Below are 19291 nucleotides of genomic sequence, written 5' to 3' on the forward strand. Positions count from 1 at the left end.
AGGAGAGACCGGATGGACAAGCTTCGCTTCGAGAACCGCCACGGCATCCAGCTCACGGGCACGCTGGAGCTGCCGCCCGGCGGCGAGTGGCGCGCGACCGCCCTGTTCGCGCACTGCTTCACCTGCTCGCGCAACATCCGGGCGGCCCGCGACGTGACCCGCGCGCTGGCCCGGGCGGGCTTCGCGGTGCTGCGCTTCGACTTCACCGGCCTCGGCGAAAGCGAGGGCGAGTTCGCCGACACCAGTTTCGCCAGCAACCTGGACGATCTCGAGGACGCGGCCCGCTGGCTGGCCGGGCACTACGCGCCGCCGCAGCTGCTGGTGGGCCATTCGCTGGGCGGCACGGCCGTCCTCGCGGTCGCCGAGCGGCTCGAGAGCGTGCGCGCCGTGGCCACGCTGGGCGCCCCGGCGTCCCCGGAGCACGTGCTCAGGCAATTCGGCTCCGGCCTGGAACAAATCGAGGAGGAGGGCAGCGCCGAGGTGGAGCTGGCCGGGCGCAGTTTCCGCGTGCGGCGGGATTTCGTCGCGGACGCGCGCCGGCACCCGCTGGGCGAACGCCTGGCGCGGCTGCGGCGGGCCCTGCTGGTGCTGCATTCGCCCGTCGATGCCGTGGTCCCGGTCGGCGAGGCGCAGAAGATCTTCGTCGCCGCGAAACACCCGAAGAGTTTCGTCAGCCTGGACGATGCCGACCACCTGTTGTCGCGCTCCGAGCACTCGACCTATGCCGGCAACGTGATCGCGGCCTGGGCCGCCCGCTTCCTGGAACTGCCGGCGCCCGAGCCGGCGCCCGGGGCGCGGGTCCGCGGGCTGACGGCCGACGGCTTCCTGGGCAGCGTGCAGGCCGGCCCGCATGCGCTGGTCACCGACGAGCCGGCCGACAAGGGCGGCCGGGACCTGGGGCCGGACCCCTACCAGTTCCTGGCCGCGGCCCTGGGCAGCTGCACGGTCATGACGCTCAATATGTACGCCCGCCACAAGAAGCTGCCGGTCACCCGGGTGAGCTGCGAGGTCACGCACCGGCGCGTCCACGCGGAGGACTGCGCGGACTGCGAGCAGCGCGACGGCCACATCCACGAGCTCAGCCGCGTGATCGCGATCGAAGGCGAGCTGGAACCGGCGCAGCGCGAGCGCATGCTCCAGATCGCCGACCGCTGCCCCGTGCACCGGACGCTGGAGGGCGAGATCAAGATCCGCTCGGAGCTGGCCGAGCCCTAGCTGTTGCGCCAGTAGGTGGCCAGGCGGTCGGCGGTTGCCGTGAGCGGGTCGCGGTGTTCCATTTGCGCCAGCCAGTGCGCCGGAATGGCGTCGACGCCGTAGAGGGCGCCCAGCAGTTGTCCGGCCACCGCGGCGGCCGCGTCGGCCCCGCCGTGGCGCCTGGCGACGAGGGTGAGGCCCGCGGCGAACGAGCCCGACACCAGCGCCCCGTAGGCCGCGATTGCCAGCGCATTCCCGGGGGCGCTCGCGCCCAGCTCCCTGGTGGCCTGGTCCGGGTCGATGCCGGCCCGGGCATAGGACTCCGCGCGGTTCAGTGCCACCAGGACCGGCTCATGATCCGGATAGCGCGCCAGCAGGTGGCGGGCGATCGCCAGCGCGCCCGGCAGCGAAATCCCGTCCGCCAGCGCGGCGACCATGGCCGCGAGGGCGCCGGCGCCGAGCCGCGGGCCGGGCTGGTCGTCGGCGCTCGCGGCCAGCTCCGCGGCGAGGTCGAAGGCGGGGCGGATGGAGAACGCGCCGTCGGGGCGCCACATGAACAGACCCACGGGCGCCGCGCTGGCCAGGGCGTCGCCGGCGGCCGGCCCGGCCCGGCGCAGGCAGGCCTGGCGCACCGACTGCACCAGGCAGGCGCTGCCGAGCTCGTCGCTGTCGTCCCAGCCAAGCAGCAGGCCCTCGGCTGTCGCCAGGGTCATCCAGCCGGCATCGCCGTTCGCGCCGGCCTGGCCCAGCATGGCGCCCGCCGCCCCGCCCAGCAGGCAACCACGGAACCGCTTGCGGATGGCATCCATGCTCACCTCACTGGCTGTAGAGTTCGCAGGGCACCCCGGTGGCGATCAGTACCGCGCGCAGGTCGGAGACCGCCAACGCGTTGCCGCCAAAGAAGTTCTCGAGCAGGCTGAGCAGCGCGGCGTCCTTCGCTGCCGCGGGCACCCGCAGCCAGTATTCCTGCTCGGCCGGACCGGCGGTCTGCGCTTCGACGGGGAGTTCTTCCCGGCCGACCAGCAGCAGGTCGCCCTCGGTGGTGATCCGGGCCTCGATCGAGACGCCATGGCCGTCGGCTTTGCGAACGAGTTCTACCACGTAGTTCATCTTGGCCCTCCCTGCCGGCCATGGGAATTATGAACCATATATGAAGAAAAAAGGATATTAGAGGACTCCGTATTAACCGGGGTCGGCGTCGCGGGGCGGCGGGGCGGCGGAGTACCATGGGGGCATGTTCGCCTTCACCCACAGCTACCAGGCGTTGCCCGAGCGCTGTTACGCGCGGCTCGGACCGGTGCCCGTGGCGGCGCCGCGGCTCGTCGCCTTCAACCATGCCCTGGCGGACGAGCTCGGCGCGGCCGGCGCGCCGGACGAGGCCGTGCTGGCGCGCTGGTTCGGCGGCAACGAGCTGCCGGCCGGGGCGGCGCCGATGGCGCTGGCCTACGCCGGGCACCAGTTCGGCCACTTCGTGCCGCAGCTCGGCGACGGGCGCGCGCTGCTGCTCGGAGAGGTCGCCGGCCCGGGCGGGCGCCGGCGCGACGTCCAGCTGAAGGGTTCCGGGCGGACACCGTTCTCGCGTGGCGGCGACGGGCGCTCCGCGCTGGGCCCGGTGTTGCGCGAGTACCTGGTGAGCGAGGCCATGCACGCGCTCGGCATCCCGACCACGCGGGCGCTGGCGGCCGTGACCACCGGCGAGCCGGTGTTCCGGGAGACCGCGCTGCCGGGGGCGGTGTTCACCCGCGTGGCGGCGAGCCACATCCGGGTCGGCACCTTCCAGTATTTCGCCGCGCGCGAGGACGGCGAGGCCCTGCGGGCGCTGGCCGACCACGCCATCGCCCGGCATTACCCGGCCGCGAGCGCGGCGGAGGCGCCGTACCTGGCGCTGCTCGAGGCGGTGGTCGAGGCGCAGGCGGCGCTGGTGGCCCGCTGGCTCGGCATCGGCTTCATCCACGGCGTGATGAACACCGACAACACGGCGATCTCGGGCGAGACCATCGACTACGGCCCCTGCGCCTTCATGGACGCCTACGACCCGGCGACGGTGTTCAGCTCCATCGACCGGCACGGGCGCTACGCCTACGCGAACCAGCCGCCGATCGCCCAGTGGAACCTGGCGCGGCTGGCCGAGGCGCTGCTGCCGCTGGTGGACGAAGAGCCGGCGGCGGCGGTGGAGCGCGTGACGCCGGTAGTGCGCGAGTTCGCGTCCCGCTTCGAGCGGCACTGGCTGGCGGTGATGCGGGCGAAGCTCGGGCTGGCCGCGGCGGAGGAGGGCGACGCCGGGCTGGCGCAGACCCTGCTGGACGCCATGCAGGCCGCGGGGATGGACTTCACCCGGACCTTCCGGCAGCTGGCGGACGCGGCGGCGGGCGCCGAAGCCGCCGGCCTCGAGCCGCTCGGGACCTGGCTGGCCGACTGGCGCGCAAGGCTGGCCCGCGACCCGCAGGCGCCGGCGGAGCGGGCCGCCGCGATGCGCCGCGCCAACCCGGCCGTGATCCCGCGCAACTACCGGGTCGAGGAGGCGCTCGCCGCGGCGGTGGAGCGCGAGGATTTCGGGCCGTTCGAGCGCCTGCGCGGCATGCTGGCGCAGCCGTATGCGTCAGACGCGGCCGCCGAGGCCTTCCTCGCGCCGCCGGCGGCGCCGGACCCCGGCTACCGGACCTTCTGCGGCACCTGAGCTCAGGCCTCGGGATCGTCGATGTGCGCTTTCTCGGCCAGGGCGAGCACGTCGGAGACGATGTCGTTCATGGTCACGATGCCGATCATGTCGTCGCCGTCGAGCACCAGCAGGCGCTGCACCTTTTGCGACACCATCAGGCGCGCCACGTACTTCACGTCCAGGCTCGGCGGCACGGAGATCATCGGCTTGCTGCAGACGTCGTAGACGTTGATCAGGTCGATGTCGCCTTCCTCGGCGACGATGGTGCGCAGGATGGCGGCGTAGGTGACGATGCCGAAGGCATCGCGCTCATCGCGCCGCTCCACCACCAGCGACTTGACCTTGTTGGCCTTCATCTTCGCCATCGCCTCGCGCAGGTTCGCCAGCGGCGAGATGGTGGCCACGTTGGTCTGCATGATGTCCTTGACGAGCATGTGGTCTCTCCTGGCCCGCTCAGATCTCTTCGCGGATCTGTTCCGCGAAGCTCTCGATCTGCCGCGTGTCGATGCCGGCGATGTGCTCCAGCGGCAGGGTGAAAACGACGCCCTTGGAACTGGTCTTCAACTCGAGCTCTTCGGCGATGCTTTTCATGATGCTGACCGAGAGTTTCTTCTCGACCACGCAGAACAGCACGGTCTGGCTGCCCTGGTACGTCAGGCCGAAGAAAGTCTTCCGTTCCTCGGCGCCGACCCCGCGCGCGCTCAGGATGGTCATGCCGGCGGCGCCGGCCTTGCGCGCGGCCTCGATGGCCTTTTCCTCCAGGTCCTCGGCCACGATGGCCACCAGTGCAGCAAATTTCATGCGGAGACTCCCCTGCGCCTGGCGACGAAATCGACCAGGATGGCGTAAGCCATGACGGATATTATCGGAAAGATGGAAGCGAAGGCGATCAGGCCGAAGCCGTCGATCATCACATTGCGGCCTTCGATGTTGGTGGCCAGGCCGATCCCCAGCGCCGTCACCAGCGGCACCGTGACCTCGGAGGTCGTGACGCCGCCGAGGTCGTAGGCGAGCGGCACGATGTACTTCGGCGCGATGGCGGTCAGCGCGATCACCACGGCATAGCCCCCCATGATGTAGTAGTGGATCGGGTCGCCGGTGATGATCCGGTGCACGCCGATGGTAATGCCGACGGCGACGCCCACGGCCACCAGCAGGCGGATGACATTCGCCTGCAGCCGCCCCTGGGCGGCCCGCTCGGCCTGGCCCCCGATGGCGATCAGGGCGGGTTCGGCCAGGGTGGTGGCGAAGCCGATGGCGAAGGCGAACACGTACACGGGCACCCAGCCGTCCAGGGCGATGAGCTGCTCGGCCATGCTCCGGCCGACGGGAAAGAGGCCGAGCTTGAGCCCGACCACGAAGGCGTAGAGGCCGACGATCACCAGGGCGAAGCCGATCGCGACCTGGCGGACGTGCGCCAGCGGCCGGCGGATGACGGCGTACTGGAAGAACAGGATCACCGCGATGATCGGCAGCACGTCCCGCACCATCAGCGCCAGGTCCCTGAGCATGCCGAGCAGGAAGCTCCCCATCGTCACGGTCACGATGTCCCCGATGTCGTCGGACGCTGCCGCCGTCGCCAGCGGCTCGCTCATCGGCTGGGTCTCGCCGAAGCCGTACACCCAGATGCCGTAGAGCTGGACCGAGATCATCGGGACCATCACCGCCAGGCCGACCAGGCCGAAGCCGTGCGCCAGCGGGTTGCGTCCTCGTACGGCCATGGCCAGGCCGATGCCCAGCGCCGCGATGAGCGGCACCGTGACGATGTTGGTGGTGACGCCGCCGGAGTCGTAGGCCAGCCCGACGATCTCCTCGGGAGCAAAGAAGGTGACGATGACCACCGTGATGTAGCCGATGATCATGTACCAGTGCAGGCTGTGGCCCAGCAGGGTGCGCACGATGCCCAGCGACACCACGGCGCCGACCGAGGTCGCAACCAGCAGCCGCAGGGTCCAGCCGTTGATCCGCCCGGCGCTGATGATCTCCGCCTGGGTCGCCACCGCGATCAGCGCCGGCTCGGCGATGACCGCCGCGAAACCCAGGCAGAAGCCGAAAATCATCAACAGCGGCAGCGAACCCTTGCGGGCGAACTCGTCCGACAGGGTGTTGCCGATCGGGAAGATGCCGAGCTCGAGGCCCTGCAGGAACAGCGCGATGCCGAGCACCACCACGGCGAGGCCGAAGGTGATCCCGAGCCAGCCCTCCGGCACCTGGCGGATCACCAGCGCCTGGAAGACGCCGACGACGATGATGATGGGCAGCAGGTTGCGGAAGGAGTGCGCCAGCAGGTCGAGGAAGTCCTTGAACTGAGTCACTGCCGCTCCCTGAGTGCACGTGGCCCGCCGGGAGCAAAGATACCATGCCGGCGCCGGCGTCAGGTGTCGTACATATTCACGAACAGCAGCACCAGCCCGAGCCGCATGGTGTACTGGAACGCGGCCTGGAGGCTCACGAGGTTGTGTGTCGCGTACAGCAGGCACAGCAGCGCGCCGAAGATGACCAGCAGGATCTTCAGGTATCGAATCGCCATCGCAGTCTCCCCCTGTCGGCATTTTCCCCCGGCTGGATGAAAGCGCATTGCAGCATGCATCGCATGCTGCAGCGCACTGGCCAGCCGTTGCGCAGAAGCGCAAAAAACGGAGTACAGTCGGCCGCCAGGGGGAACAGACATGACCGACCTCGAAAAGGCTGTCGCGACCCAGCTCGCGAACATCGAAAAACGCACCGGCCGCAGCCTTCACGACCTGGCGCAAATGCTGCGCGCCAGCGGGCTGGCGAAACACGGCGAGCAGGTGGCGCTGCTGAAGCGCGAATTCGGCATGGGCCACGGCGACGCGAACCTGCTCGCGCACCACGTGCGCAAGCTCGATGCTGCGGCCGCGGGGCAGGCCGGGCCGGCCACGCCGGCCGCCGCCGTGGACGCGCTCTACAGCGGCAACAAGGCGCACCTGCGGCCGGTCCACGACCGGCTGATGAAGGCCATCCGGGGTTTCGGCGACTTCGAGGAAGCGCCCAAGAAGACCTACGTCAGCCTGCGGCGCAAGAAGCAGTTCGCCATGATCGGCCCGGCGACCAACACCCAGGTCGAGGTCGGCATAAACCTGAAAGACGTCGAGCCCACCGGCGGCCTGGTGGCGTTGCCGCCGAAGAGCATGTGCGATTACAAGATCCGGCTCGACAGCGCCGGCGACGTCACGCCCGAACTCCTGTCCTGGGTGCGGAAGGCCTACGACGCTGCGGGTTGATCAGCGACTGCCCCGGATGCCGAAGATGGCCAGCAGCAGGCCGAGCACCACGCCCGCCCCGCCGCCTACGAAGTAGTAGGTCGTCTGGCCGCTGAAGCGGCCGTGCCGCTCAAGCGCCGGCGAGCACGAAGCGCAGCGGCTGCTGTGCCCACTCTTCGGCGTAGCCGACCCCGATGCGCGGGGTCGCTACGATGCGGTCGGGCGGCACCCGCCGGCCGCGCTCGATGAACAGCGCCTCCCCGGTGACCAGGTCGGCATGGTCCAGCGCCCGGTCGATGGCCAGCGCCTGCGCCAGGCGGGCGGGACCGGAACAGAGATCGCGCGGCTCGAGCCGCACCGCCGGGATGCGGCCGGCGCGGCGGGCGCGCATGAACTCCAGCCCCTCGAGCGGCTCCAGCCCGCGCAGCAGCACCGCTTCCGGCGCCCCGGGCCGTCGCGCCACCACGTTCATGCAGTAGTGCATGCCGTAGATGAAGTACACGTAGGCGTGTCCGGCCGGCCCCCACATGGCGGCGTTCCGCGGCGTATGCCGGCCGCCGTAGCTGTGCGCGGCCTTGTCCTCGACGCCCAGGTAGGCCTCGGTTTCGATGATGCGCCCGGCCAGGCGGGTCCCGTCGTCGAGCACGCGCACCAGCACCTGGCCGAGCAGGGCGCGGGCCAGGGTCGTGGCGTCGCGCTGGTAGAACTTGCGGGACAGGCGGGTCACGGGCGTATGCTAATCCCCTCGTTGCAGCAGGGGATAGCGGATGTCGCAGCAAGCGCCGAAGAGCATCTCATGGATGGTGGCGGCGGCCCTGGTCGTGGCCGCGCCGGCGGCGACAGCGGCCGAGTCGCGCCTCGAGGTCGGCGCCTTCGGCGCCTGGCGCCTTGGCGGCGAGTTCACGGCGGGCGCCGACACGCCCGCGGAGCGCGAGGTGGACCTGGAAGAGAGCGGCAGCTGGGGACTGTCCCTCGGCCTGTACCGGGACCCGGACTCCTTCTACGAGTTTCTTTATTCGCGCCAGTCGACCCGGCTGGACCGGGGTGATTTCGGGCCCGGCGCGCCCGGCATCTCGGCCGAGTATTACCACGTCGGCGGCACGCTGCTGTTCGGCGACGAGCCGCGCTACCGCTCCTTCGTGTCGCTGACCATCGGCGCGGGGCGTTTCAAGGCGGACGGCTTCGGCGCCGAAACCGACCTGTCGGTCAGCCTCGGGACCGGCCTGCGGGTGCCGGTGACCGAGCGCCTCGCCATCGATTTCGGGGTGCGCGGCTATTTGACCTTCATCGACCAGGACACCCGGCTGTTCTGCACCAGCATCGGCGGGCAGGGCGGCTGCCTGCTGGAGTCGAGCGGCAGCAGCGTGTTCCAGGCCGAGGCGAGCGCGGGCTTCCGCTGGCGGTTCTGACTCGGGACCGGTCCTGGGGACTGTCCCCAGGACGGGGACAGTCCCCAGGACCGGTCCCTGATCAGCCCAGGTCGCCGAAGCAGGCCTGCAGCAGGGCGACCCCGGTCAGCGCCGCGGTCTCGGTGCGCAGGATGCGCGGCCCGAGCCGGATGCCGCGGTAGCCGGCCGCCCGTGCGGCCTTGCGTTCACGCTCGTCCAGCCCGCCCTCGGGTCCCACCAGCAGGCACAGTGGCCCCGGCGGCCGGCCCAGGGATCCCGGCCCGCCGTCGGCCTCGGGCTCCAGCAGCACGCCGGTGGCGCCGGCATGTGCCGACAGCGCCGCCGGCACCGGCAGCGGCGGCAGGATGTCGGGCAGGGTGTTGCGGCCGCACTGTTCGCAGGCGCTGATGGCGATGGCCCGCCAGTGCTCGATCTTCGGCGCCACTTTCGCCGGATCCAGCTTCACCACGGAGCGGGCCGTGAGCACCGGGCGGATGGCGCTGACGCCGAGCTCGGTGGCCTTGCGCACCACCCAGTCCATGCGCTCGTTGCGGCACACGCCCTGCAGCAGCACCAGCTCCAGCGGCGACTCGCGGTCGGCCTCGCGGCGCGCGCCGACCGAGACCGCCACGCTGCGGCGGGTGGCCTCGACGATCTCGCCCGCGAATTCGGGACCGCTGCCGTCGAACAGGGTCACCGGCTCGCCGGCGCGCGCTCGCAACACCCGGCCCAGGTGCGCGGCGGCCTCGCCTTCCAGGACCAGGCGCTGGCCCGTGGCGAGGGGGTCGTGGACGAAGATCCTTGGCGTGCGTGACATCACGCCTCCCGCGTGGCGTGGTGAATGCCGTCGATGGCGCCGCGGGTCATCCGGGCGATCTCTTCCTCGTCCACCACGTAGGGCGGCATGAAATAGACCACGTGACCGAGCGGCCGCAGCAGCAGGTTGTGCCGGAGGCCGTACTCGTAGACCCGGATGCCGCGGCGTTCCTGCCAGGGGTAAGGGTCGCGCGTGTTGCGGTCCCGGACCATCTCGATGGCCAGGATCATGCCGTGCTGGCGGATGTCGCCGACATGCGCATGGTCCTCGAGCTCCGCCACGCCGGCGCGCATCTGCGCCGCGCGCGCGACGTTCTGCTCCAGCACGTCGCTGGCCGCGAACAGGTCCAGGGTCGCCAGCGCCGCCGCGCAGGCCACCGGGTTGCCGGTGTAGCTGTGGGAGTGGAGAAACGCGCGCAGGGTCGCGTACTCGTCGTAAAAGGCGCCGTAGACCTCGTCGGTGGTGAGCACCACCGACAGCGGCAGGAAGCCGCCGGTCAGGCCCTTCGACAGGCACATGAAGTCCGGCGCGATGCCGGCCTGCTCGCAGGCGAACATGGTGCCGGTGCGGCCGAAGCCGGTGGCGATCTCGTCGGCGATCAGGTGCACCCGGTGGCGGTCGCAGATGGCCCGCAGCTCGGCGAGGTAGGCCGGGTCGTGCATGCGCATGTAGCCGGCGCACTGCACCAGCGGCTCGATGATCACCGCGCAGACTTCGCCGGCGTGCCGCTCCAGCAGCGCCTCGAGCTCGCCCGCGCGCCGGCGCGCGAACGCCGCCGGCGATTCTCCGGCCTCGCGCAGGTAGGCGTCGGGGGAGGGCGCCAGCAGGCACTCCATCAGCAGCGGCTGGTAGGTCTCCTTGTACAGCGCGACGTCGCCCACCGCGAGCGCGCCGAGCGTCTCGCCGTGGTAGCTGTTCTCCAGCGCGACGAAGCGCTTGCGCTGCGGCTCGCCGCGATTGAGCCAGTAATGGAAGCTCATCTTCAGCGCGACCTCGACGGCCGAGGAGCCGTTGTCGGCATAGAAGCAGCGAGTCAGCCCCTCGGGCGTGACGCCGACGAGGCGCTCGGACAGCTCCACCACCGGCTCGTGGGTGAAGCCGGCCAGCATCACGTGCTCGAGCGACTCGACCTGGCGGCGCACCGCGTTGGCGATCACCGGGTTGGCGTGGCCGAACAGGTTGACCCACCAGGAACTGATGCAGTCGAGGTAGCGGCGGCCGTTGAAATCCTCCAGCCAGGCGCCGGCGCCGCGCCGGATCGGGACCAGCGGCAGCCACTCGTGGTCCTTCATCTGCGTGCAGGGATGCCAGACGCAGGCCAGGTCGCGCGCCACCAGCCCGGCGTTGGCGTCGCGGCGCGCGCTCATGCCGCCTGGCTGCAGAACTGGCGGACCAGCTGCTCCAGCACGTCCACGGCGCGGTAGGCCTCGGCCACGCTGATGGACTCGTCCGGCTGGTGCGCCACGGCGATGTCGCCGGGACCGCAGATCACCACTTCCATGTCCAGCTGCTGGAACAGCGGCCCCTCGGTGCCGAAATTGACCGCGCCGCAACTGTGGCCGGAGGCATGCTCGCAGGCCTGCGCCAGGGCCTTTTCGGCGCCGGGGGCCAGCGGGTCGAGGCCGTCGAACAGGACGGTGAAACTGAGCTCGAAGCCGCTGCCCTCCAGCGCGCGCGCCACCGCCGCGCGCAGGTCCCGCCGCAGCGAGTCGCAGCGCATTCCCGGCACCAGCCGCAGGTCCACGTCCAGCTCGCAGCTGGCGCAGATGCGGTTCGGGTTGTCGCCGCCGCGGATGGCGCCGATGTTCAGCGTCGGGCCGGGCACCGGGAAGTGCGCGGCCGGGAACTCCTCGGCGCGGCCGTCGATGAAGGCGTGCAGGGCGCCGATCGCGGCCATCGCGCCGTCGATGGCGTTGAGCCCGGCGGCCGGGTCGCTGGCATGGCCGCTGCGGCCCTCGATGCGGATCCGCTCCAGCAGCACGCCCTTGTGCCGGTTGACGGGCCGCAGGCGGGTGGGTTCGCCGATCACGGCCCGCGCGCCCAGCGGCTCGCCCTCGGCCACCAGCGCCTTCGCCCCGCCCATCCCGCTTTCCTCGTCGGCGGTGCCGACGATCACCAGCGGCCGGCCGAGCTTCTCGAGATTGATGCGGGCGGCGGCATGCGCGGCGCAGGCGAGGAAGGACTTCATGTCGGCGCTGCCCAGCCCGTACAGCCGGCCGTTGTGCACCTCCCCCGCGAAGGGGTCGCGGGTCCAGCGGGCCGCGTCATAGGGCACGGTGTCGGTGTGGCCCGACAGCACCAGGCCGTCCTCGCCCGGCCCGCTGCGCGCCACCAGGTTGTACTTGCCCTCGAGGCCGGGCACGGGCATCAGCCCGACCTCGAAGCCGAGCGGCTCGAGCCAGTCGGCCAGCAGTTCGCTGACCGCGCGGTTGCTCTGGTCGTGGGCGGCCTGCAGGCTGCTGACCGAGGGGGTGGCCACCAGCCGGCGCATCATGTCCTGGAGATTGGGAAGTGTCTTGCTCATGCCGCGCATGATCCGGGTGCGCCGCCACGGGTGCAAGCGCGCCCGCGCCGGTGCAGACTGTCGCCATGGCGAAGCGCAAACCGAGGCCCCGGTTCACCATCGACCGCGCCAGCGGCCTGCTGGCGGCGGCCCGCCAGGTGCCGTCGCCGAACCACAACGACCGGCCGGCCGGCGCCACGCTGGACCTCATCGTGGTGCACAACATCAGCCTGCCGCCGGGCGAGTTCGGCGGCCCCTGGATCGACGCGCTGTTCACCAACCAGCTGAATCCCCGGGCGCATCCCTATTTCACCTCGGTCGCGCCGCTGCAGGTCTCCGCTCACCTGCTGATCCGCCGCGACGGCGAGCTCGTCCAGTACGTCCCTTTTCATCGCCGCGCCTGGCACGCCGGGGCGTCGAGCTGGCAGGGGCGCGAGAACTGCAACGACTTCTCGGTGGGCATCGAGCTCGAGGGCACCGACGACGGCGCCTATACCACGGCCCAGTACCGGCGCCTGGCGGTGGCGATCCGGGCGCTGTGCCGGACCTACCCGACCCTGGCGCCGGAGCGGCTGGCCGGCCACAGCGACATCGCGCCCGGACGCAAGACCGACCCTGGGCCGTCCTTCGACTGGGACCGCCTGCGGCGCTGGCTCAAGCCGCGCCGGTATAATCGACGGCGCAAGGGGGCAGCATGAACCTGATCGCGCTGATACTCGGACTGGTGCTGGAGCGGGCGGCGACCCGGCTGCTGCACCTCCGCTCGCTGCACTGGCTGGACCGCTGGTTCCGCTTCGGCGCCGCCCGCATGCGGGCCGTGCCCCCGGCGCTGGCCTACCCGGTCTGCATCCTGGTCGTGCTGCTGCCGGCGCTGCCGGTGGCCTGGGTCGCCTGGGCCTTCCACGACGTGCTCGCCGGGCTGCCCTACATTGCTTTCGCCACCGCGGTGCTGTTCTTCAGCCTCGGGCCGCGGGACCTGCTGGCCCAGGTGGACGACTGGCTGGAGGCCCGCGCACGCGGCGACGACGCCGCGGCCGAGGGCCTGGCGCGGGAGATCTGGGAGAGCGATGGCGAGGCGACCCGCGATGCCCACGAGCGCCGCCTCGAGGCCGCCATCCTGGTCCAGGCAAACCACCGGATCTTCGGCGTGGTGTTCTGGTTCATGCTGCTGGGCCCGGCCGGGGCCTGGGCCTACCGGGTCGCCGACCTGTTCCGCCGGCACGTGCATACCACCGGGCAGGGCGGCGCGGCCACGCGGGCCGGCGAGCGCATCTTCGGCCTCGTGACCTGGCTGCCGGCCCGGGCGCTGGCCCTGTCCTACGCGGTGGCGGGCAGCTTCGACGACGCCTTCGAGGAGTGGCGCGCCTATTACCAGCGCACCTCGGCCGGCTTTTTCCGGGTCAGCGAGAACATCGTCGCGGCGGCGGGCATCGGCGCCATCCGCCGCCGCTGCCCGGCGCCGGGCAGCGTGGACGCCGTGGAGGCCACCCGCGGACTGGTGCGCCGGGCGCTCTATATCTGGATCACGCTCATCGCCGTGCTGACGCTGGTCGGCTGGATGCCGTGACCGGCCGGCGACGCTGGCCGGCGCTGGTCCTCGCGCTGGCACCGCTGATCGTGACCTGGTCGCCCGGCGCGGCGGCCGCGGCCGAGCCGCCGCCGGCGCAGCGCATCGTCACCCTCGCGCCCCACCTGGCCGAGCTGGTGCATGCCGCGGGCGCCGGCGAGCGCCTGGTCGGCGTCAGCGACTGGAGCGACTATCCGCCTGGCGCGGCGGCCCTGCCGCGGGTCGGCAGCGCCTTCCAGGTCGACCTCGAGACCCTGGTGGGGCTGGCGCCCGACCTGGTGCTCGGCTGGGAGGGCGGCAATCCCGCGCGGGTGTTGCGCCAGGTCGAAGGACAGGGCTTTAGGCTGGTGACCTTCGGCGTCGAGACGCTGGCCGACATCGGGGCGCAGCTCGAGGCCATCGGGCGCCTGGCGGGGACCTCCGAGGCGGCGGCGGCTGCCGCCGCCGGCTATCGCGCGGAACTGGCCAAGTTGCGGGCCGAACAGGCCGGCAAGGCCGAGCTGCGGGTCTTCTACCAGGTGTCGTGGCGACCGCTCTACACGGTCGGCGGCCGCCAGGTGATCAGCCAGGTGATCAGCCTGTGCCGGGGGCGGAATATCTTCGGCGACCAGGCGGTGCTGGCGCCGGCCGTCGGCCTGGAGGCCGTGGTGGCGCGTGATCCCGAGGTGATTCTCGCGGCGGAGCGGCAGGCCGCCGAGCTGGCGGAGTGGCGCCGCTGGAGCGGCGTGGCGGCGGTCGCCGGCGGCCACCTCTATACCGTGCCCGGCGACCTGCTGGCGCGGCCCTCGCCGCGGATCCTGGACGGTGCGCGGGCGGTCTGTGCCGCGCTGGACCAGGCCCGGCCCTAGTCCCGGTTCAGGCCCTTTTGCCAGAGCACTTCCGAGCCCTGCTCATGGCGGGCGATGACCCGCGCCAGCACGAACAGCAGGTCGGACAGCCGGTTGAGGTAGCGCGACGCCTCCGGGTTGACGTCGTCGCGCTGCGCCAGCGTCCAGACGCGCCGTTCGGCCCGCCGGGTCACGGTGCGGGCGAGATGGCAGGCCGCGGCCCCCGGGCCGCCGCCGGGCAGGATGAAATCCTTCAGTGGCGGCAGCGGCTCGTTGAAGTCGTCCAGCTCGCGCTCCAGCCGGGCCACGTAAGCCGGCGTGATGGCGGTGTAGCCGGGAATGCAGAGCTCGCCGCCGAGGTCGAACAGGTCGTGCTGCACGCGGGTCAGGCACTCGACGATCGAGTCCGGGAGCTCCGGCACGGCCAGCACCATGCCCACCGTGCTGTTGGCTTCGTCCACGGTGCCGAAGGCCTCGACCCGGAGGTCGTCCTTCGGCACGCGCGTGCCGTCGCCCAGGCCGGTGGTGCCGTCGTCGCCGGTGCGCGTATAGATGCGGCTGAGCCGATGTCCCATCTGTTGTTCCTTAGTCTGTCAGTAACTGTAGGCCAGGCTGGCGTAAAGGCCACGCCCGGCGGTGTTGTACCCGTCGACCAGCTCGTAGTCCTGGTCCAGCAGGTTCTCGAGGCGCGCCCGCAGCGTCCAGTGGCGTCCCAGCTCCAGCTTGGCGGCCAGGTTCACCAGCACGTAGCCGGCCAGGCGCACGTCGCCGAAGTCCCTGCGTTCGCCGGAGGCGAGCATTTGGAGCCCGAGCTCGTGCGCGCCGAGGGGGCGGACGACCTGGGCCGTGAGCACGCGCTCGGCGCGGCGCAGCAGCTGCGCGCCGGTATTGCGGTCCTCGGGCTGCTGCAGCAGCAGGTCGGTATCCACCCGCCAGGCGCCGAGCCGTGCGCGCCAGCCCAGCTCCGCTCCCCGGATGCGCGCGTCGCCGATGTTCTCGTTCTGGCCGGGCAGGGGACCGGTGAAGCCGTCCGGGTCGAAGAACTCGATCAGGTCGTCGATCTCGGTGTGAAACAGCGCCAGTGCCAGCTCATGGTCCGGGTGCGGCTGGTACTTCAGCCCGAGGTCCAGGCTGCGCGAAATCTCGGGCTCGAGGGCCGGGTTGCCGCCGAAGGCGTAGAGGTCGCTGGTGCCCGGCGCGCGGAAGCCGCGGCCGAGGCCGGCAGCGACCGACCAGTCGCTGCCCAGCGCCGTGCCCCACTCCAGGTTCCAGGTGTTGACGCCCCCGAAGGCGCTGTGGTCGGTGTGGCGGCCGGCGGCGACGAAGCGCTGCGCTCCGAGCTCGAAGCCGGCCTGCAGGTAGGCGGCGTCCTCGTCCCGGTCGGCCCGGCCGGCGCCGGGCAGGTCTTCCAGCGGCGTGCCGAAGCTCCGGCCCGAGGTCTCCTCGCGCGACAGGCTGAGGCCGGCCGTCAGCTCCAGGCCGGGGATGAAGTCGAGGTCGTTCTGCCAGTCCACCAGGTCCCGCTCGGTCCGGACGAAGTCGTCCGGGTCGAAGGCCAGCTCGCCCTGCTCGATGTGGTCGATGACCCGGGCCACGGTCAGTGCCGAGCGCCAGTCCCGGCCCTGCCAGGCCGCCCGGACGCGGGTCATCCGGTTCTCGAAGTCCTGGTCCTGGGGCGCGCGGAAAAAGTCGGCGTACTCCGTGTTGCCCTCCGCCTGCCAGTGGCTGGCTTCCACCTCCACGGCGCCGAGCCCGGCGCGCACCCAGGCATTGACGGTGTCGTTCTCGAAGCCGCGGTCGTCGCTGCTGTCGCGGAAGGTGGGGAAGCCGTCGGTGCGGACCCCGGTGGCGGAGATCCCGGCGCCGAACCGCTCGCCCTGGGTGGCGGCGCGGGCGCCGGCCCCCCGCAGCCCGTAGCGCCCGGCCTGCACGTGCGCGCCCAGCTCGGCCGCGCCGCTGGCGCGGCGGGTGATGATGTTGATCACGCCGCCGATGGCTTCCGAGCCGTAGAGCGAGGACCGCGGGCCTTTCACGATCTCGATGCGCTCGACCATCTCGGGCGTGATGTTCTGCAGCGCCGCTCCGCCGGCGGTGCCGGGATTGATCTTCACGCCGTCGACCAGCACCAGCGTGTGGGTGCTGTTGGCGCCGCGGATGAAGGCCGAGGTCACCTGGCCGGGGCCGCCGTTGCGGGCGATCTCGATCCCGGCCTGGTAACGCAGCAGCTCGGCCACGTCGATGGCGTTGCTGCGCTCGATCTCGGCGCGGTCGATGACCACCACGGGCGGCAGGGCCTGGTCGGCGCTGATGGCGCGGCGCGTGGCCGTCACCAGCACGTGGTCCAGCATGGCGGTGTCCGCGCTGGCGACGGGCGCGAACGGCAGGGTGGCCAGGGCCACGGCCGGCGCGATGCGAAAGGTCTTCAAGCCTGTTCCCCCGCGCATGCACGCCCGCATGCGCTGCGTCACGGAATCCACCGGGGAGCGGGGGAGAGACAACGGCCGGTCCTGGCCGGTGCGTGCTCCCGCCGAGCACCCGGAACCTCGCCAGGCCGGTCTCCGGGCTCGCGAGGGGGCCGGTGGCCCGGCGGCATCGCCTTCCCACGCCGTGGCGCAGTGGCTCCCGTGCAATGACGGGTGATGACGCTTGACTCGCTTACCGTTGCGGGGGCAGCGCCGGACTTTCACCGGCTTCCCGGGGCGCGCCTCGCGACGCGCCCAGCCGGCCGCTCTTGCGGCTGGCTCACCTGACATGCCGCATGTTGTCTCCGGGGCTGCGGGGTGTCAAATTGGCGGCATGGAACGTTCGCGTTTTCTGCAGGTCGCGCTCGACGCCGCCCAGGCGGCCGGTGAGGTCATCCAGCAGTATTACCGGGACGACGTGGAGGTCTCGCTCAAGCCGGACCGCACGCCCGTCACCCGCGCCGACGTCGAGGCGGAGGAGCTGATCCGGAGCGCGCTTGCGCACGCCTTCCCGGACCATGGCTTCTACGGCGAGGAAACGGGGCGGGCGGGGATCGACGCCGAGTACCTCTGGCTGGTCGACCCGATCGACGGCACGCGCAGCTTCGTGCGCGGCTATCCCTTCTTTTCGACGCAGATTGCGCTGATGCACCGGGGCGAGATCATCGTCGGGGTCTCCTCGGCGCCGGCCTTCGGCGAGCTGGCGTGGGCCGAGCGCGGCCAGGGGGCTTTCCTCGACGGCCACCGCTGCCGCGCCAGCCTGGTGGAGCGCCTCGAGGACGCCGCCGTCTCCTCGGGCAACCTGCGCACCCTCGCCGCGGGCCCGCGCTGGGCGGCCTGGGGCGAGGTGGTACGGCGGGTGGCCCGGATCCGCGGCTACGGGGATTTCTACCATTACCACCTGCTGGCGGCCGGGCGGATCGACGCGATCGTGGAATCGGACGTGAATATCCTCGATATCGCTGCATTGTCGTTGATCGTCGAGGAAGCGGGCGGCATCTTCACGGATTTGGAGGGGCGCAAGGTCGGCCTCGAGACGACCAGCGTGCTGGCGGGCAACCGGCATCTGTACCCGCAGGTCGCCGCCCTGCTGGGACCGGTCCTGGGGACTGTCCCCAGGACCGGTCCCGGGGGCGGGAAATAGCGTCGATGCACCGCAACAGGTTACATTTGAGGGCTGAATCCTGACCGGAGGCACTCGTCATGGCCGCTGAGCCTACCGACATCGCCGAACAGCAGCAGATCGCCCGCATGCGGCGCCTCTTCGATGCCCAGCAGGCCGCGTTCGGGGCCGCCCCCATGCCCACGCTGGCGGCGCGCAAGGCCGACCTGAAGCGGCTCAAGGACGTGCTGATCGCCAACCGCGAGCGCCTGGTCGCCGCGGTGTCGACGGATTTCGGCGGCCGCGCCGGGCCCGAGACCCAGGCCGAGATTCTCGCCGTCGTGCACCACATCAAGTACTGCCTGCGCCGCCTCAGGCGCTGGATGAAGCCGCAGCGGCGCAGCACCAGCCTGCTGATGGCCACGACGCGGGCGATGGTCTACTACCAGCCGCTCGGCGTGGTCGGCGTGGTGGTGCCGTGGAACTACCCGATCGCGCTGTCGGCGGGGCCCCTGGTGTTCGCCCTGGCGGCCGGCAACCGCGTCATGATCAAGATGTCGGAGACCACGCCGCGCACCGCCGAGCTGATGCGCCACCTGCTGTCCGAGGCCTTCGAGGAGCGCCAGGTGGCCGTGGTGCTCGGCGAGGCGCAGACGGCCCGGGAGTTCACCCGCCTGCCCTTCGACCACCTCCTCTACACCGGCGGCTCCGAGGTGGGCCGCCTGGTGATGAAGGAGGCGGCGGCCAACCTCACCCCGGTGACGCTGGAACTGGGCGGCAAGTCCCCGACCCTGATTTCCGAGGACGTGCCCATGGACCTGGCGGCCGAGCGCATCTGCTTCGGCAAGGCGCTGAACGCCGGGCAGACCTGCGTCGCGCCCGACTACGTGCTGTGCCCGGCCGGGCGGGTGGACGAGTTCATCGCCGCCTTCGGCAAGCACCTGGCGAAGATGTACCCGGGGCTGGTGCGCAACAGCGACTACAGCGCCGTGGTCAACGAGCGCCACTACCGGCGCCTCCGCGGCTACATCGACGATGCGCGTGAGCGGGGTGGGGAGGTCATCGAGCTCAACCCGGGCGGCCTCTCGCCGGAGACCGGCAGCCGCAAGCTGCCGCTGTACCTGGTCAAGAACGCGACGGCCGAGATGCGGGTGATGAAGGAGGAGATCTTCGGGCCCGTGCTGCCGATCGTCGCCTACAACCACCTGCAGGAAGCCATCGACTTCATCAACGCCCGGCCCCGGCCGCTGGCGCTGAACCTGTTCGACTTCAACCCCGAGCGGCGCGAGCGCGTGCTGGCCGAGACCCACGCCGGCGGCGTCTGCATCAACGATGCCGTGAGCCAGTTCATCGCCGAGGACCTGCCGTTCGGCGGCGTGGGCGAGTCGGGGATGGGCCACTACCACGGCTACGAGGGCTTCCTCACTTTCTCCCATGCCAAGGCGGTGTTCGAGCGGCCGCGCCTCAACACCGGCAAGGTCCTGTACGCCCCGTACGGCGGCTGGCTGCAGCGCCTGATGTACTGGCTGTACCTGCGCTGAACACCCG

Annotated in this window: 21 protein-coding genes and 1 riboswitch; of the genes, 9 read left to right on the forward strand and 12 right to left on the reverse strand. The window is 71.4% G+C overall.

Annotated elements, in window-relative coordinates; translation table 11 throughout:
- Positions 1-12 precede the first annotated feature (12 nt).
- Positions 13-1215 (forward strand): bifunctional alpha/beta hydrolase/OsmC family protein, encoded by a 1203-nt coding sequence (locus G6N75_RS00700; protein WP_165346146.1) that lies wholly within the window; start codon positions 13-15, stop codon positions 1213-1215.
- Here G6N75_RS00700 and G6N75_RS00705 read toward each other — a convergent pair.
- Together G6N75_RS00705 and G6N75_RS00710 are read right to left on the reverse strand one after the other, a co-directional pair.
- A complete protein-coding gene (locus tag G6N75_RS00705) occupies positions 1212-2003 on the reverse strand; it encodes an ADP-ribosylglycohydrolase family protein (RefSeq protein ID WP_165346147.1) in 792 nt (263 codons plus the stop codon). The genes G6N75_RS00700 and G6N75_RS00705 overlap by 4 nt on opposite strands.
- 7 nt (positions 2004-2010) lie before the next feature.
- Positions 2011-2304 carry a hypothetical protein gene (locus tag G6N75_RS00710; RefSeq protein ID WP_165346148.1) on the reverse strand — a complete coding sequence of 98 codons (294 nt, stop codon included), beginning with the start codon at positions 2302-2304 and terminating at the stop codon, positions 2011-2013.
- A gap of 124 nt (positions 2305-2428) precedes the next feature.
- Between G6N75_RS00710 and G6N75_RS00715 the strand changes: the two genes are divergently transcribed.
- Positions 2429-3871 carry a protein adenylyltransferase SelO gene (locus G6N75_RS00715; RefSeq protein ID WP_165346149.1) on the forward strand — a complete coding sequence of 481 codons (1443 nt, stop codon included), beginning with the start codon at positions 2429-2431 and terminating at the stop codon, positions 3869-3871.
- A gap of 2 nt (positions 3872-3873) precedes the next feature.
- Here the strand turns inward: G6N75_RS00715 and G6N75_RS00720 are convergent, their stop codons facing one another.
- The 4 genes from G6N75_RS00720 to G6N75_RS15175 are packed head-to-tail and all read right to left on the reverse strand — an operon-like array spanning position 3874 to position 6383.
- Positions 3874-4287 (reverse strand): CBS domain-containing protein, encoded by a 414-nt coding sequence (locus G6N75_RS00720; protein WP_165346150.1) that lies wholly within the window; start codon positions 4285-4287, stop codon positions 3874-3876.
- Positions 4288-4306: 19 nt separating this feature from the next.
- On the reverse strand, positions 4307-4654 hold the full coding sequence (locus tag G6N75_RS00725) for a P-II family nitrogen regulator (RefSeq protein ID WP_165346151.1): 348 nt from the start codon (positions 4652-4654) through the stop codon (positions 4307-4309).
- A complete protein-coding gene (locus tag G6N75_RS00730) occupies positions 4651-6168 on the reverse strand; it encodes a DUF1538 domain-containing protein (RefSeq protein WP_165346152.1) in 1518 nt (505 codons plus the stop codon). The genes G6N75_RS00725 and G6N75_RS00730 overlap by 4 nt, the downstream gene beginning before the upstream one ends.
- 59 nt (positions 6169-6227) lie before the next feature.
- Positions 6228-6383, reverse strand: a complete 156-nt coding sequence (locus tag G6N75_RS15175) for a hypothetical protein (RefSeq protein ID WP_165346153.1) — start codon at positions 6381-6383, stop codon at positions 6228-6230.
- 139 nt (positions 6384-6522) lie between these two features.
- On the opposite strand from G6N75_RS15175, the gene G6N75_RS00740 reads away from it, so the two are divergent.
- On the forward strand, positions 6523-7098 hold the full coding sequence (locus tag G6N75_RS00740; RefSeq protein WP_165346154.1) for a DUF4287 domain-containing protein: 576 nt from the start codon (positions 6523-6525) through the stop codon (positions 7096-7098).
- 109 nt (positions 7099-7207) lie between these two features.
- On the opposite strand, the gene G6N75_RS00745 is transcribed toward G6N75_RS00740, so the two are convergent.
- The gene (locus G6N75_RS00745; protein WP_165346155.1) at positions 7208-7804 is read right to left on the reverse strand and encodes a DNA-3-methyladenine glycosylase; all 597 of its coding nucleotides are present in this window, start codon (positions 7802-7804) and stop codon (positions 7208-7210) included.
- 40 nt (positions 7805-7844) lie between these two features.
- Here G6N75_RS00745 and G6N75_RS00750 point away from each other — a divergent pair, with 40 nt between their 5' ends.
- A complete protein-coding gene (locus G6N75_RS00750) occupies positions 7845-8486 on the forward strand; it encodes an outer membrane beta-barrel protein (protein ID WP_165346156.1) in 642 nt (213 codons plus the stop codon).
- A 61-nt stretch (positions 8487-8547) separates the two neighbouring features.
- Here G6N75_RS00750 and G6N75_RS00755 read toward each other — a convergent pair whose 3' ends face one another.
- Genes G6N75_RS00755 through argE form a run of 3 tightly spaced genes read right to left on the reverse strand, consistent with a single transcriptional unit; the run spans position 8548 to position 11806 of the window.
- Positions 8548-9282 carry a 16S rRNA (uracil(1498)-N(3))-methyltransferase gene (locus tag G6N75_RS00755; protein WP_165346157.1) on the reverse strand — a complete coding sequence of 245 codons (735 nt, stop codon included), beginning with the start codon at positions 9280-9282 and terminating at the stop codon, positions 8548-8550.
- Positions 9282-10649, reverse strand: a complete 1368-nt coding sequence (locus G6N75_RS00760) for an adenosylmethionine--8-amino-7-oxononanoate transaminase (RefSeq protein ID WP_165346158.1) — start codon at positions 10647-10649, stop codon at positions 9282-9284. Before G6N75_RS00760 ends, G6N75_RS00755 begins: the two co-directional genes overlap by 1 nt.
- Positions 10646-11806, reverse strand: coding sequence for an acetylornithine deacetylase (gene argE, locus G6N75_RS00765; protein ID WP_165346159.1), 1161 nt, complete (start codon positions 11804-11806; stop codon positions 10646-10648). The genes G6N75_RS00760 and argE overlap by 4 nt, the downstream gene beginning before the upstream one ends.
- Positions 11807-11871: 65 nt before the next feature.
- Between argE and ampD the strand changes: the two genes are divergently transcribed.
- Genes ampD through G6N75_RS00780 form a run of 3 tightly spaced genes read left to right on the forward strand, consistent with a single transcriptional unit; the run spans position 11872 to position 14200 of the window.
- Positions 11872-12483, forward strand: a complete 612-nt coding sequence (ampD, locus tag G6N75_RS00770) for a 1,6-anhydro-N-acetylmuramyl-L-alanine amidase AmpD (protein ID WP_165346160.1) — start codon at positions 11872-11874, stop codon at positions 12481-12483.
- Complete coding sequence (gene ampE / locus G6N75_RS00775) at positions 12480-13352, forward strand: regulatory signaling modulator protein AmpE (RefSeq protein ID WP_165346161.1); 873 nt, start codon at positions 12480-12482, stop codon at positions 13350-13352. The genes ampD and ampE overlap by 4 nt, the downstream gene beginning before the upstream one ends.
- Positions 13349-14200 (forward strand): cobalamin-binding protein, encoded by an 852-nt coding sequence (locus tag G6N75_RS00780; RefSeq protein WP_165346162.1) that lies wholly within the window; start codon positions 13349-13351, stop codon positions 14198-14200. The genes ampE and G6N75_RS00780 overlap by 4 nt, the downstream gene beginning before the upstream one ends.
- On the opposite strand, the gene G6N75_RS00785 is transcribed toward G6N75_RS00780, so the two are convergent.
- Complete coding sequence (locus tag G6N75_RS00785) at positions 14197-14754, reverse strand: cob(I)yrinic acid a,c-diamide adenosyltransferase (protein ID WP_165346163.1); 558 nt, start codon at positions 14752-14754, stop codon at positions 14197-14199. The genes G6N75_RS00780 and G6N75_RS00785 overlap by 4 nt on opposite strands.
- 18 nt (positions 14755-14772) lie before the next feature.
- Complete coding sequence (locus G6N75_RS00790; RefSeq protein ID WP_165346164.1) at positions 14773-16605, reverse strand: TonB-dependent receptor; 1833 nt, start codon at positions 16603-16605, stop codon at positions 14773-14775.
- A 126-nt stretch (positions 16606-16731) separates the two neighbouring features.
- Positions 16732-16876, reverse strand: a riboswitch (cobalamin riboswitch).
- Positions 16877-16975: 99 nt separating this feature from the next.
- Here G6N75_RS00790 and G6N75_RS00795 point away from each other — a divergent pair.
- Together G6N75_RS00795 and G6N75_RS00800 are read left to right on the forward strand one after the other, a co-directional pair.
- Positions 16976-17785: an inositol monophosphatase family protein gene (locus G6N75_RS00795; protein WP_165346165.1), complete on the forward strand. Its 810-nt coding sequence runs from the start codon at positions 16976-16978 to the stop codon at positions 17783-17785.
- A 59-nt stretch (positions 17786-17844) separates the two neighbouring features.
- Positions 17845-19284 carry a coniferyl aldehyde dehydrogenase gene (locus tag G6N75_RS00800; RefSeq protein ID WP_165346166.1) on the forward strand — a complete coding sequence of 480 codons (1440 nt, stop codon included), beginning with the start codon at positions 17845-17847 and terminating at the stop codon, positions 19282-19284.
- Positions 19285-19291: the final 7 nt, after the last annotated feature.

The sequence above is a fragment of the Thioalkalivibrio sp. XN8 genome, from assembly GCF_011058255.1.
Lineage (GTDB): Bacteria > Pseudomonadota > Gammaproteobacteria > Steroidobacterales > XN24 > XN24.

What these genes read in the sequence shown, in the direction of transcription:
- G6N75_RS00700 (WP_165346146.1), top strand. Translation starts at nt 13, where the DNA reads ATGGACAAGCTTCGCTTCGAGAACCGCCACGGCATCCAGCTCACGGGC.
- G6N75_RS00705 (WP_165346147.1), bottom strand. Translation starts at nt 2,003, where the DNA reads ATGGATGCCATCCGCAAGCGGTTCCGTGGTTGCCTGCTGGGCGGGGCG.
- G6N75_RS00710 (WP_165346148.1), bottom strand. Translation starts at nt 2,304, where the DNA reads ATGAACTACGTGGTAGAACTCGTTCGCAAAGCCGACGGCCATGGCGTC.
- G6N75_RS00715 (WP_165346149.1), top strand. Translation starts at nt 2,429, where the DNA reads ATGTTCGCCTTCACCCACAGCTACCAGGCGTTGCCCGAGCGCTGTTAC.
- G6N75_RS00720 (WP_165346150.1), bottom strand. Translation starts at nt 4,287, where the DNA reads ATGCTCGTCAAGGACATCATGCAGACCAACGTGGCCACCATCTCGCCG.
- G6N75_RS00725 (WP_165346151.1), bottom strand. Translation starts at nt 4,654, where the DNA reads ATGAAATTTGCTGCACTGGTGGCCATCGTGGCCGAGGACCTGGAGGAA.
- G6N75_RS15175 (WP_165346153.1), bottom strand. Translation starts at nt 6,383, where the DNA reads ATGGCGATTCGATACCTGAAGATCCTGCTGGTCATCTTCGGCGCGCTG.
- G6N75_RS00740 (WP_165346154.1), top strand. Translation starts at nt 6,523, where the DNA reads ATGACCGACCTCGAAAAGGCTGTCGCGACCCAGCTCGCGAACATCGAA.
- G6N75_RS00750 (WP_165346156.1), top strand. Translation starts at nt 7,845, where the DNA reads ATGTCGCAGCAAGCGCCGAAGAGCATCTCATGGATGGTGGCGGCGGCC.
- G6N75_RS00755 (WP_165346157.1), bottom strand. Translation starts at nt 9,282, where the DNA reads ATGTCACGCACGCCAAGGATCTTCGTCCACGACCCCCTCGCCACGGGC.
- G6N75_RS00760 (WP_165346158.1), bottom strand. Translation starts at nt 10,649, where the DNA reads ATGAGCGCGCGCCGCGACGCCAACGCCGGGCTGGTGGCGCGCGACCTG.
- argE (WP_165346159.1), bottom strand. Translation starts at nt 11,806, where the DNA reads ATGAGCAAGACACTTCCCAATCTCCAGGACATGATGCGCCGGCTGGTG.
- ampD (WP_165346160.1), top strand. Translation starts at nt 11,872, where the DNA reads ATGGCGAAGCGCAAACCGAGGCCCCGGTTCACCATCGACCGCGCCAGC.
- ampE (WP_165346161.1), top strand. Translation starts at nt 12,480, where the DNA reads ATGAACCTGATCGCGCTGATACTCGGACTGGTGCTGGAGCGGGCGGCG.
- G6N75_RS00785 (WP_165346163.1), bottom strand. Translation starts at nt 14,754, where the DNA reads ATGGGACATCGGCTCAGCCGCATCTATACGCGCACCGGCGACGACGGC.
- G6N75_RS00795 (WP_165346165.1), top strand. Translation starts at nt 16,976, where the DNA reads ATGGAACGTTCGCGTTTTCTGCAGGTCGCGCTCGACGCCGCCCAGGCG.
- G6N75_RS00800 (WP_165346166.1), top strand. Translation starts at nt 17,845, where the DNA reads ATGGCCGCTGAGCCTACCGACATCGCCGAACAGCAGCAGATCGCCCGC.